Raw genomic sequence first — 12,704 nt, forward strand, 5'->3', positions numbered from 1 at the left:
ACTGGTTACTCTACCTCTTCGGTTCTGGAATACTGGTTGATGAGTTTTTAATTAATTTTTGTCCCCCATTTGTGGTAATTGTTTCTTCTAAATCATAAGAATTATTCAAATCGAATTTGATTGATTCTGGTTCTGTCTTTTTTATGCTGATAGCAAAAGAAGACATATACTGAGCGTTTTTGCCCATCTGCTTAATTTTACTGAAGATTCTTTGAGCGATATCATTTATTAATTCTTGACTAACAGTATCTTTTGCCTGTTGCGAAACATTTGCAGAATTTTTATGTTGGATTATCAAACTTTTGTTTGCGATAGATTTATTGACATCATCTTTACATTCTTGAAGTGATGGACTTGGTGTTAAAACAACTTTATCTTTTTTACCCCAATGACCTTTTTCCACAACCTCTCTTGGTGCAAGTGCTTTTACCTCTTCTGCCAAATCTCCAACAAATTCTGCATCAGCAACCTCGTTCAAATGCAACTCACTATTGTAAGTAATAGTGATGATTCCTGTTTTTCCTGCATCAAAAGTATTGAGTACAGCTTCTTTTTCTGATGCTCGTAAAGTATCTTGAAGTGCCACTCTAAATACATTCGGACCAGAAGTATTAATAGGTCCAATTGAATGAAGAACTTTTCCGTTTTTATTTATATTCAAAGTAGCTGTCACCCCTCTTAAATTTGCTACATTAAGATTGATTAGACTAAGATCTGGGTAACGATTTCTGATTTCTGACTTTGCTTTATCAATTGTATTTGCATCTGCTTCCCATATAATTTGAAGCGCAAGGACAGCTGCATCATCACTGTTTAATAAACTTGCTTTCACTTCATTTCCTACGACTTCAATGCTTGGAGCTGTTGGCAAGTAGTAAAATTCTTGAGATCCAGAAGGTCCAATAGGAAAACAGTATAAATGGTCTACATAAAACCCTTGTGGTAAATTATTCATGATTATTTAAGTTTATTTTAAGTTTAACATCTGGTCTCTTAGGGGTTGACCATTGCTGTTTCTGCCCTGCTTGTACTAGTCGATATTGATATCCATTTTTGAATAATTGGAGACTATTATAATAATATGTGTTGGTTGGTTTTTCTTTTGTGAAATGCAGTTTGGTCGTAAAGTCATTTCCAAATATTGGCTTAAATTCAATGTCTATTTCTGTCAATGAATTCTCAAATTCGACTTCTACTTCTGCTGTTTGAGCACCATATTGAGGAAAAGTGTATAGGTCTAAGTCTATTGAATGTGTTGGCAGTTCAAGTACAATTGAATTTTCTTTATTCAAAGAATCTGTTGCGATAATTTCTACATGTCCATTTGCTAATTCTATGGGTAAAAGAAAAGCTGCTGAAGGTTCATCCTTAGAAATGGTAGTATCTAGATTTTTTGTTTTCCCTTTCACAATTGAAACCTCTATTTCTGCTTGAGAAAAGACATCTTTTTTAGCCGTAATATTGATTAGTTTTCCTGGTAAATTATTCCAACCAATAAACAAGTAATTACCTGTTTTCTCAAACCATTTGGTCTCCTGTACATTACCATAATACACTGCTGTAACTTTCACTTCATATGGGTGTGGTGTTGCTTTTGAAAATTTTAGTATATGTTCTGATTCTTGGTAAGGAGCGTCAGGAGAATAAATAGGTATTGTTGTTAATTCTGCTTGTTTTGTTTGAGAGAACTCTGCTCTTACCCGAAGATTTACATCAATTTCAATGCATTGTTGAATATTGGTGGGTAAAACTGTTGCCACTAGAACTTTTTCACTTAATAGATCCAAAGGTAAAGCTGGGATTTTCGAAAATACGACTACCTCATTACGTTGTCCTTTTTCAATAATAGGTGTAAACGGATCAAAATTTAGCAATTTTGGTGTAGAAGTAATCAATAACTCATTCAAATCCCAAGTAACTGTGTCAGGTACATTTGCTAATGTTATAAATGGACCACCTGTAATATCAAGACATGGGGCTGGCTTTCCAAAAAAATGATTTATTCTACCTGCCAATGCAAAGCTCTCCTCTTTGCTTTTTCCTTTCTGTTGAAAATACCTAATCACCTCTTGAAATGGGATTTCATCAGTTCCTTTAGTATTCAGTTTTTTTAACTCTGTAATTATAGAAGCGGATTCAAGTGTTACCTTTTCATTCACCCTAGGTAACATTGCTACTACACCACACTCGATAGCAATTCTGCATATAGAAACAGAATTATTGACTAAAGCTGCATATATTAAATTACCAGTTTTTGCACTAAGTCTAGAAACTATTCGAGTACTTCCTGCACTCTCCCAAGCAAATGGATATGTTTCATGCTGATCATCACATTCAAAATGCCAATATACTTCAGAAGAAAATGCATTTGGAACTAGAATTGAATTTTCATTTTGTTTGCGTAAATTTTCTCGTGCAGTATCTAGCTGTAAATTAGATACAAGCCCAATTGTTAAGTTTGAGTATAATGCGTTATCGATTGATGGATCGTTATGATCAGAAACAAAAGATAGAAAGAAATCGGGTTGATTATTTGCTAATTCGGCTAGCTTCATCTGATTTGGTAAAGCAAAGAATAAATTATTATCCTCCCAAGCTGGAAGAACTTGATAAACATCCTCACTAAAGACTCCTTGCCAATCAGGGATTCCTCTAAAAACTTGATCATTATATGTTGAACTATTCATTGTTTGTATACCTTCTTAAGATTTATTTCGCCACATATCTCTATAGACATATTCTTTAGCTGTATAGTCTGGATAGCTTCCATAAACTCTTTTTACTTTGACATACTCGTTAAGTTTCATGGCTCTTTCCGTGATTTGGTGAATAATCATATTGAGTAATGTTTATTCACCGTTATAAAATCGAATTTGCCAGTAACTAAGTATATTTGTAAATAAAACTTTCATGTTATTAAGGTTTTATACTAAGACAACAATTTATTTATCCATTAAGTTTCGGAAAGATCCAGTTTTAATGAAAAAAAATGATTAAAGCCCCTATCTTTTACTGTGAAAACTAAATGTATCTGTTCTTTGAGAAAGTCTCTTAAAATGCATAAGATACAGATTGGTTTTAATTAGACACAAGAAAACGTCTTTACCAAGAGCCTCTCTTACTAACGGTTTTACAATAATCTTTATTTATAGACTGTTGGGTAATTGTATATCGGATAATAATCTGCAAGCTTTATGACATGTTTAAGGTCATAAACGATTGCTAAGTATACCTTGTAAATTCAATATTGATTTGAAAATGAAGATGTTCTTTAGTTATGAATCTAGTTGCAGCCTATGGTGAATGAACCGCCAAGACGCAAAGGCACGAAGAAAATTCATAGCCACGGATTCAACGGATTACCACTGATCAATTTTATTTGCAACTCTACGTAGTTCCTTTTTCTAGATATTGGACTTACAGCACTTCTCTGTTTTTTATCTATACCCAGCGCTTCGCGCTGTGGGCTAGATAGTTTAGCAATTATATAAGGTGTATCTGAAGTGTTGAATTACTTAGGTCACCTCTAATAAGGGTCGTTTCATGTTGATGAACTGAGATCGATTCATTTTGTATTTGCGATTACTCAATGAATGAACATAGTACTTCAGATATTTAACGTTATTTCATTCATTAAGTGATTTTGCCATGAAAGAAACTCTTAAATTCTAATTTAAACAACGATTTCAGTACAGTATCGAAAGATAGCGTGAGCATTTATTTGATGCTGGATTTAAATCGTTGTTTAAGGCTCAAAACAGCCCTTTTAAGGGGTTTTGTTGGATGTCTAGGAGTGTGGGGTTGAAATTGAGTTTATCTTTAAGTAGCGAGGCGTAAACAGAACGGAAGTCGATCTGATATTTCAGATCCCCATGATCTAGGTCTCTTAAGTTTGGGTTGCCTCCAATGATCTGTCCTTTGTTATTTCCTCCAATAATGACCATAGGTCCTGCGGTTCCATGGTCGGTTCCTGAGCCATTCTCTTTGACTCTTCTTCCAAATTCAGAGAACAGTACAATGGTGGTATTTTCGATAAAACCATCTCTCTTTAGATCTTCATACAAAGCATATACGGCATCATTGACCTCTTTTAGTTTCCTTTGGTGCATAAAAAGCTGATTTCGATGGGTGTCAAACCCTCCAATAGAGGTGTAGAATACGTCAGTACTTAAGGTGGATTTGACCAGCTTTGAGATCCATTTTAGGTTATTACCTAACGCGGAGTTAGGGTAGCTGCCTGTGGAGTATTGACTCTTTTTTAGTGCCTGGCTTATCTCCTTACTCCCCTCAGCGGATGCATAAGAGATCTTACGCACAAAATCTAATTGGGGATTGTTGGATAAAACAAGTTTAGATGTCCCTTGGATGCTCTTATGAAGACGCGTTAGATCTTTAATAGTAATGTTATTGATCTGCTCTGATTTAAGCGCTAAGTTTTCGGTTTTATCGATATTGATACCAGATAAACTGTGGTCACCATATTGGTGATCTAAATATCTTCCCAGCCAACCGTCTGTGATATATTCGTTAGAGTCGGATGCCGTTTGCCATATCTCTCTACTTCTAAAATGAGAACGATTAGGATTAGGGTAGCCCACATTTTGGATTAGGGATAGGTCCCCATTTTGCGATATGTTTGCCAGCTCTTTGAGTGCTGGATGAAATGCGATTCCATTGCTCCGATTGATAAGTTTCTCTTTGGGAATAGCAATCGTCTTTCGTAGCTCGTAGTATAGTGGATCTTCATATGGAATAAAGGTGTTCAAGCCATCATTTCCTCCATTTAGTTGAATGAAGATGACTTTGTTTTCATGATGAAAACTGTCTTTATTACGGGTAGTAGATGCGGAAAGCGCATTTGGTATTACCATCGCACCACTGGTGGCTGAGGCAAAGAGTCGTAAAAATAATCTTCTATCCATGATTAAATAATTTGAAATTCTGCACTACGGGCTAAATATCGATATACATTCAAAACGCTCTGGTTGGCATTGCTTGCTTGGGCATCGAAGTCATACAGTAGAATATTGTTTAACTCTAATTGCATATTTTCATCCACTTCGAACACCATCTTGTTGGTCACATCGGCTATAATGGACTGGGCCTTCGCATACTTTTTAAACTCCAACTGAGGGTGAAATACAACGCGTGTTCCTTCTAATTTTTGGACTCTATTTACAAGCCTTTTTGCCAATGGTGACTTGTTTCCATACAGAACAAAATCTACAAATTGTTGTCGGTTTAAAAATATCTGTGATGTAAGCCAATCTTTACCACCTCCCCATCCTTTAACATTGAGTTGGTTATAGAGATCCATACTTTGTGTACTTAAGAACAAAGCGATAAAAGTGTAATTGGGTTTATTTATCTCCACGTCTTTTAGTAGTTGAATAGTAAAAGTCAGTGGGTTTTTTATCTGCGATCCGGCCGTTTGCTTGGTATACTCTTTGGTAAATAGGGTTTCAAAAAAAGGTTGTAATTCAAAGTTGTTTTGTTTGAGTATATCCCCATATTCTTGAACCAATTCTTTGGGTGGTGTATCGTAAATAAACCACTTTAAGATCTTCTCTGTGATAAAATAGGGGGTATTGGGTTGTTTAAAGATCAAATCAATGACCTCATCTAACTTGAAGTTTCCTGTGGCTCCAAAGATCGTTTTAGGGGAGTTGTCTTCTTGACGTTTTCTGTATTGCGCCCTACCGTTAGCATGATTCAGGCCTGCTAATGCTTTGGCTGTATTCTTGATGTCCTCCTCGGTGTAATGTCCCTCGCCCAAAGTGAATAACTCAAGTAGTTCACGCGCTAGATTCTCATTCAACTTACCTCGTACATTCTTGTTGTTATCGAGGTATTTAATCATCGCATTGGTACGCACCACTTGTGTCACAAGGTCTTTGTAGTTGCCCAAGGAATAATCATTAATGGTTTGGTAGTGTTGATAGATCCAATAAGGCATTTTGACCTTTTGAGAAGTAACAACAAAATGGTTTTGCCAAAATAGATTTAGCTTTTCCTGAAAGGGATTCTTGCTTTCGTAACACTGCTGCACAAGCCACGAACGCCACTGCATCCCGATGTTTGTTAACTCCTTATTCAATTCATTCTTTGTCTTACTTTTTCTGTATATTTTAAGTTCAGAGCGTGTTTTAGGGCTTCGCGTTATAAACTTCGGTTCTCGTACCTCTCGATGATCTCTTAGAGATCTCTTTAAGTATTTTGAGAAGCCTAAATCTGAGATCTTATCGGCTTCAGCTGTAGAAAATCCCAAACGAAGTGACCATAAGTTGTTTGCATCCATAGTTGATAGTTTACATTGGTTAGACTCATTTTACCCACTAAGGTTTAATAGTAGTAATACCAATTAAAACAAATTTATGGAGGCATCTAAGATCTATTCCAATTTATAGAACAACACTTACGTTACTTTGTTTGCTGTAAAACTTAACTAGTAACTAGGCAACTACGAAGCGCATGTGGATGCGGGATGCTTGCGTCTACAAAATAATATAGCCACGGATTTAATGGATAGACGTATTTCCCCCGATCTGATTGGAGGACAAGGAAAGTGAACCGCGAAGGCTCAAAGACACGAAGAAAAATTTAGCCACGGATTACCACGGATTTTTTTATTTTGAAGACCCATATTTGGTAAAGACATACTCACGTAAACACCAAATTTAACATGTTAATATTTGCATAAACATACTAATGCTACCTCATTATAAGATAGTTTATATTTTCTCTATTACTCTAAAATCAACAAGCTTATAGTGCTCTTTTATCTTCTATAACATGACCTATTTGATGCTCTTTATTATCCCGAATAAGTGTATATCTACTATTCTAAATCGCTAAAAACAGGAAAAATCATAAAACCTTTTTGTCATAAAGGTTTTATGCTAATATGACTATTTATTTGCCCACAGAGTATCGGAAAAATTCCTTTATTTTTTCCAATGATTGATCTGATAGCTGGTGACAACCGAGTCTGGAGAGAAGCTTATGGATAAGATTTTAGTTTCGACAGGATCAATATCCCAACCAAAATCTTCCATTATGTAATACCATATTTCTAACTTCGAAGAGTGCCCTTCACCTAGTAGTTCCATGACTTCTCTAGAAGTCATCCCTTTCTTTAATTTGTGTTCTATGATATCATCAATCATTCTTTCCCGAATCTCAAGTCCACCACTTATCCACAGTTTTTTATTGTACTCGATATCTCTATTCTGATATATGTAATATCCGAAATAGGATGCCAACATAATTAAAATTAACCATTTTATTATTTTCATAATTTAAGTAAGAATTGTGTTATTATTTAGCTATTTAAAAATATAACTCTCTTTTCGATATTCCAATCATTTTTTTCGAGGGAACTCTTGTATTATGGCACTATTGCTGCTTAAATATTTAACGAAGTATTGATATTAATAATAAACAATTTAATTCATGCTAATAATTTCATCTTCAACAAACCAATTTTGAGAGATAGCATATTTTACTACTTTATCTGGATTCTTTGTATAGGCAACTATTGCTAAACTTTTTTCAGCTCTGCTACATGTTACATAAAAAAGTCTTCGTGTTCTATCTAAGCTAGTATCTTTCCCGTCTTCTGCATTTTTAATATCTCTATCGGTAAGTGCTTTTGCTCCGAGTAATTTCTCATAACTAAAAAGAAAACCACCAGCTTCTTCATCATCAAGAATAACCATTACTCTTTCAAACTCTAAACCTTTAACACCTTGGTGGGTTCCAAATCTTGAATTATCAGATATATAGTTGTTATATGCTTCTAGCTCACGTATATTACATTTAAGAACCTCATACCAATTTAAAATCTTTTCATCCTCACTAAATGGAGGTAATGTAATATCAATAACACCTTTGCTTTTTGAAAAAACAGTTAAATGTTCAGGAATAATTAGCAAGTTCAATTCTTCAACTTGTCGGATTATATCAAGAAGTGTAGGTTCTGTTTCGTCCCAAAGCGAAGCAAGAACTTCTACTGCATTGTTAGCTTTTCTAATTTCTTCAAGTTGATTTTCACTTGCCATTAATACTTCCCTATTTAAGATTGGTGAGTGTTTTTTTATTAATTGAGCAACTTTAAAATCATCTCCATCACGTTTTGCATTAATCAAAGGCAATAGTTGTTGAGTAAAAAAGCCTAATCCTTTTAATGTGCCATCTAAAGCTCCTGTTGAATCTATATCGTAGAATGGTTTAAAAAGTCCAATGAAATCATCCCTTCTTGCAGCCATTTTGTGCTCTAGAGTAAGTGTTTTTATTTCATCAGAAGAATTCCACAATTCATCTTCTGAAATTTCAGCCATTTTAGTAGCCACTTCTGTTTCAATTTTAGTCTGATCAATACTACCGTTTGAATCAACTATAAACAACCGTACAACGCCTTCAATATTTTTATCAGCTGGCTTTTGTTGTTGCTTATCAACAGAGATCCTTATCTTATTGATTAACTTAATAACTCGTTTGGGGCAACGGTAATTAATTTCTTTAGAGGGTTTAGCCCATTCAGGAGGGATGTTTTCACCTAAATCTACTTTACCATCAGTATATATCCTCTGCATGGTATCACCAAATAAACCTAATGAAAAGTTTGCTGAGAATGTCTGTTGCAGACTAAAAAATGCATCAAGAAGAGCTTCCTTTGTATCTTGACTTTCATCAATTAAGAGGATTGGATATTTCTGAACCACAACCTTCTGCATTAATGGAAATCCGGAAATAAAATCGGCAACCATTTTAATCACCTCGGCATGGTTTAAAGAATCCCGGTCAGTATTTACTCCATTAGGATTATATGTGAATTTTTTAACTGTTTCAAGGTTCTCAATTCTCTTTTTTTTGGATTCAATCTTTTTCTTTCTGTCCTCAGAGGCTTTGCCACCTCGTCCTTTCCTTTCTTTTTCCTGTAATTCCGCTATTTCAGTAAGAGTATTATTTTTAATCCATTCTTTAATATCAACCTGAAAAGGCTGTATTAATTCCCATGCGAAACTATGTATGGTTGATACAATAAAGGTTGTATCGTATTCTAAACGTCTTTTTATTTCGTCACTAGCAGCATTTGTATAAGTTATAATAGCTACTTTTTGACCATTTAATTGAAGTTGTTTAGCATAGCTTTCTTTAAAACGTTTAAGCACATCTACTAATGACCTTGTTTTTCCTGAACCAGCACCAGCAAAAAGGAAAAAGCTTTTGGGTTTGTTTAAATCAAGGCATGAAAAAATTTCATCGTTTACATTCACTTTTATTGCTTGGCTCATTCTACACCTCCTTTCGTTGAAGTAGAACCTTGACTTAGTTTTTCATTTAACCAATCTAGTCCTTCTTTGATATATAAAGGAGTTTCTAGCTTCTTTGGGTCTTCTAAGTACAGTAGTTCTAAAGCCATTTCAGCTTTTTTACCAGTTTTTAAAGCTTCAAACATATCAGTACAAGCTTCAATTACATCCTCCTTCTTTAAAGCTTCAACCATCTTCTTTATTAATCCTGATGGTGAAATTAGTTTCTCAAACAATTTAATATTTGAGAAAACTAAAGCATCCTCAAAAGTATAAGGTGTTATTAAAGTGTCTGGATTTCCTTTATATTCTATTTTAAAGGGAAATTGATAAGCAACTCGAACAAGATTATTTTCTGAGGTTTTATCTTCCACCTTTAAATCAATAAGTTTATCAAAGTTTTGTTCTCTGGGCAACCACTCTTTAAGAGTGCTATTTCCAGTTCTGTAGTTTTTACCCTTGTATGGTAATACTTTCTCGTTAGAGCTTTCTTTAATTGAATCAATATCAGTAACAACTAGGGTAATTATACCAAGGTCATTTATTAAAGGTTGTAATTGCTTTGCGTGACTTCCTCCAATTTCTAAAACGGTAATATATCTACAATGTAGCTTAGAAAATTTATGCTTAATAAAATGCGGTAAGAGCATATTCTCAACTGAACCTTCAACTAATATTACTGCATCTGCAAAGAATATGTCGCTATGCGTTGTTTTTAAATAGCGAGTTGCAAATTTTGAGGTTTTATCTTCTGAACCAAATGTGGTGGATAGGTTAACAATCGTTGCACATGGAACTTTTACCTCTTTTGATGCTGGAAGCCTTTTGAAATAGCGCAAACTTGTAAAATCAATTTCGTGTGCGATATGGCTAGAGTGTGTACTAACTATCATTTGGGTTGAGAGCTTTGTATTATCACCTAATTCTGCATGTTTTCGTAGAACACTATATGCTTTCTTAATGAAAACTTGTTGAACTTGAGCATGTAGGTGTGCTTCTGGTTCTTCGATTAAAACCAAGTGCAATGGCTCAACTACATCATCAGTTTTAGTATCATTTGATTTTGCCTTCCCTTTTTTTAACCACTCATCTCTAAAACGAATTAGCTTAAATACCATCGAAACAAGATTCTGATAACCCAAACCATTGTATTTCTCAGGTAAATATGAAGGAATATCTTCGTTGTTTTCAGTTTTAAATACATTAAATTGAACCGCACTTTCGTGGTCTAAACCATCGGTAGGTTTAACTTTGCTTGAAATAATTATTTCAGGGTCACTAAATCCTGGATACCCCAATTCTTCAAGTTCGGAAATAGCTGGACCAAAGCTTTTTTTAAGTTTTGTGTCAAATTGTCTTCTTGCTTCATCTATTGCTGCTAAAGCTTCAATGTCTTCAGGATTTGGATTTTCCGTAGGGTTTAAATGTTTATCATAGTAACTTCTTAACTGATTAGTTAGTGAAGAAACAGAGCTATTGGTTGGACTATCTGTAGTATTTGCATCAGAGAATCCTCTTTGAGCATTAATAACATCAATCTTAAATAACCCTTCAAAAGGTTCTTTTTCAAGGGGAATAGCTTCGTCAGGAAGTTCCTGAGGTATTGCTTTGCCTTCATTTGGTTCTTTAAGCAGTTCTGGATTTAAAATATAAGATTTTACACCAAAGTGGTTATGAAATTTCTTTTCAAGAAAGTCTTTTAAGGATTTAGGCCAAAGTTCAACCTTATGCTTTTTATTTTTCTCACTAGAAACTATGTGTTGGGACTTATCAATTGTTGATTTGAACTCATTAAATAAGGATTCAATATCCTTGGGTTCAAATCTCATTCTAACCCCAAGTTTCCCTCCATTCCAGCTAAGAGTAGGTATTAAATTACTTACATAGTGAACTTCATCCTCAGTTACATCTAACCAAATATCAATTGAGGGTACAATAGATTCCCATTTTTTAATTGATAGTGCATCTTCATTTAAAGGTTGTGACAGCCAGTTTTTTTCAATCTCGTTTACCTGTATCCAATTTGATAAAGTTATATCCGTAGGAGAAAAACATGTTCGTTTAGTTTTTTTGAGAAATAGCATTAAAACATCCATCGCTGATGTTTTTCCACTATTATTAGCACCAACCAAGATGGTTTCTTTTTCGCTAAGTTCTATTCTACAAGACTTTAGTTTTCTGAAATTTTGAACTTCAATGTATGCTATTCTCATATAACAGGTTTTAATTAGATTCTTATTATTAATGGTTTCCCTCGACCCACAATTCCCTTGGAATCAACTTTGACAAGCGCAACTCTCTAATGCCTATCCCTTTGCCATTATTTTTGGATAATTTCACGTTCTGCTAGTTTTAATGCTTCCTGCCCGAGAGGTTCATTACGGATCACATCCTTTATTTTATCCGCCAACCATAAAATAACCAGATCATTTTCTTGAACTTTTAGTACTGATGCTAATTGTTTGATGTGTTCACGTTGCGCTCTCCGATCACCTCTTTCAAGCTTGTTCATTAAAGCAGTATCAACCTCTAAGTCGGCTGTAATTTGCCTTAACAATCCCCTCGTTCTACTCTTAATTCCCTTAATCTCTTGCCAAGTATATTCATTACTGCATCTGGCCTTGTCCGGTTCAATCAAATATAATAAAATTTAAAGATACTTTTTTCTTATATAGATTCATTTCTTCTAAATCAATACATAATTGGGTGCTTGAATTATTAAGTTCCCCTAAGTAATCTTAAATAACTAGATAAAAAGAAGGAGAAATCCTCTTTCTTTATCTGCGATAAGTGGGGTCAAATCAGACTGGATGTGTACTATTCACGTGTTCCCCAACACTTAGTGTCTTGGTGGGTCCCTTAAATAATCAGACTTTCAGCCTTCCTGTTGAATTATTGCTTGTACCCAGCGCTTCGCACTGGGCTGTTAACTGTAGCACTTTCAGTGCATTGTTGTTGTATTAAATATTTATTTCGGCCAGGCCTTCAGCCTTTGGATATTGGGTATATTTATACCCAAGGCTCATTTCTATAATGCGCACCCGCGCAATATATTCATTTCACCATTGGGCTAAGTTCGGTTTCCCTTTCAGGGAAGGTTGTAGCATAATAAAAAGATCAGTTTCACCTGTATGCCATTCCGTGCTCTTCAGCTTTGCGTATTATCCGCATTATATCCAATACGACCTAGTTTGTGCCAATTCATTGGCACGAGAGGGATACCACAGCAGTCATCGATTAACGCGCACGGCGTGCCAATGAATTGGCACAAACTAGGCAAACCAACGTCATCGAAATAAAAGATCTGTTTTATCTGTCTAATCCGTTTATCTGTGTCCCATTCCGTGCGCCTAAACACTTCGTGCCTTTGTGTCTTCGTGGTGTTTTTTT

The 12,704-nt window shown here is 34.8% G+C and carries 8 protein-coding genes; all 8 read right to left on the minus strand.

The window, feature by feature from the left end; genetic code table 11:
* Positions 1 to 10: 10 nt before the first annotated feature.
* Positions 11 to 955 (minus strand): hypothetical protein, encoded by a 945-nt coding sequence (locus K5X82_18425; GenBank protein QZT37177.1) that lies wholly within the window; start codon positions 953 to 955, stop codon positions 11 to 13.
* Positions 948 to 2,687, minus strand: a complete 1,740-nt coding sequence (locus K5X82_18430) for a hypothetical protein (protein ID QZT37178.1) — start codon at positions 2,685 to 2,687, stop codon at positions 948 to 950. The genes K5X82_18425 and K5X82_18430 overlap by 8 nt, the downstream gene beginning before the upstream one ends.
* A gap of 1,065 nt (positions 2,688 to 3,752) precedes the next feature.
* A complete protein-coding gene (locus K5X82_18435; GenBank protein QZT37179.1) occupies positions 3,753 to 4,922 on the minus strand; it encodes a DUF1501 domain-containing protein in 1,170 nt (389 codons plus the stop codon).
* Between the two features lie 2 nt (positions 4,923 to 4,924).
* Complete coding sequence (locus tag K5X82_18440; protein QZT37180.1) at positions 4,925 to 6,298, minus strand: DUF1800 domain-containing protein; 1,374 nt, start codon at positions 6,296 to 6,298, stop codon at positions 4,925 to 4,927.
* Positions 6,299 to 6,944: 646 nt separating this feature from the next.
* Positions 6,945 to 7,295 (minus strand): outer membrane protein assembly factor BamE, encoded by a 351-nt coding sequence (gene bamE / locus K5X82_18445; GenBank protein QZT37181.1) that lies wholly within the window; start codon positions 7,293 to 7,295, stop codon positions 6,945 to 6,947.
* A gap of 150 nt (positions 7,296 to 7,445) precedes the next feature.
* Positions 7,446 to 9,296, minus strand: a complete 1,851-nt coding sequence (locus K5X82_18450; GenBank protein ID QZT37182.1) for an AAA family ATPase — start codon at positions 9,294 to 9,296, stop codon at positions 7,446 to 7,448.
* Positions 9,293 to 11,527 carry an AAA family ATPase gene (locus tag K5X82_18455; protein ID QZT37183.1) on the minus strand — a complete coding sequence of 745 codons (2,235 nt, stop codon included), beginning with the start codon at positions 11,525 to 11,527 and terminating at the stop codon, positions 9,293 to 9,295. Before K5X82_18455 ends, K5X82_18450 begins: the two co-directional genes overlap by 4 nt.
* 107 nt (positions 11,528 to 11,634) lie before the next feature.
* Positions 11,635 to 11,952 carry an XRE family transcriptional regulator gene (locus K5X82_18460; protein ID QZT37184.1) on the minus strand — a complete coding sequence of 106 codons (318 nt, stop codon included), beginning with the start codon at positions 11,950 to 11,952 and terminating at the stop codon, positions 11,635 to 11,637.
* Positions 11,953 to 12,704: the final 752 nt, after the last annotated feature.

Source organism: Prolixibacteraceae bacterium (genome assembly GCA_019856515.1).
Taxonomy (GTDB): domain Bacteria; phylum Bacteroidota; class Bacteroidia; order Bacteroidales; family Prolixibacteraceae; genus Halosquirtibacter; species Halosquirtibacter xylanolyticus.

Bases quoted from the DNA above. Each gene is read 5' to 3' on its own strand.
- K5X82_18425 (QZT37177.1), bottom strand. From the start codon at position 955: ATGAATAATTTACCACAAGGGTTTTATGTAGACCATTTATACTGTTTT.
- K5X82_18430 (QZT37178.1), bottom strand. From the start codon at position 2,687: ATGAATAGTTCAACATATAATGATCAAGTTTTTAGAGGAATCCCTGAT.
- K5X82_18435 (QZT37179.1), bottom strand. From the start codon at position 4,922: ATGGATAGAAGATTATTTTTACGACTCTTTGCCTCAGCCACCAGTGGT.
- K5X82_18440 (QZT37180.1), bottom strand. From the start codon at position 6,298: ATGGATGCAAACAACTTATGGTCACTTCGTTTGGGATTTTCTACAGCT.
- bamE (QZT37181.1), bottom strand. From the start codon at position 7,295: ATGAAAATAATAAAATGGTTAATTTTAATTATGTTGGCATCCTATTTC.
- K5X82_18450 (QZT37182.1), bottom strand. From the start codon at position 9,296: ATGAGCCAAGCAATAAAAGTGAATGTAAACGATGAAATTTTTTCATGC.
- K5X82_18455 (QZT37183.1), bottom strand. From the start codon at position 11,527: ATGAGAATAGCATACATTGAAGTTCAAAATTTCAGAAAACTAAAGTCT.